At 45.5% G+C, this 404-nt stretch carries 1 protein-coding gene; it reads left to right on the forward strand.

From position 1 onward, the window contains the following. Positions 1-404 (forward strand): MATE family efflux transporter (locus tag Q5762_RS37280; RefSeq protein WP_315896746.1); only part of this gene is annotated, 404 nt, incomplete at both ends.

Here is a 404-nt window from a genome sequence, read left to right on the forward strand (position 1 = left end):
AATCATTAATGTTTAATATTGGTAAACTCATTACTCAAGTTATGGTTGCAGGAATGGGCACAGTCGCGATGGCCGGTAATGTGATCACTTTCTCGGCGCTACTCTTTATTAATATTCCCGGTAATGCTCTTGCGACCGCTGCTACTATCTTAATTGGGCAACGACTCGGCCAAAACCGTAGTCAGACCGCACAAATAGAAATGCAGTTGCTGTTTTGGCTTGCCAGTATAGCGTTAATCGTGCTGGCGTTAGTCTGCCTCCCCTTTGCTAGTGCGATTGCCCATTTAGACACGGATGACCAAGCCGTGATTAATGTAGTCGTCAACCTTATTTTCCTCAACGCCTTGATGATGCCGATTTGGGCGGCCTCTTTTGTTTTACCTTCAGCGTTTAAAGGTGGCAAA

Origin of the sequence: Streptomyces sp. P9(2023) (assembly GCF_032436795.1) — a bacterium.
Taxonomy (GTDB): domain Bacteria; phylum Actinomycetota; class Actinomycetes; order Streptomycetales; family Streptomycetaceae; genus Streptomyces.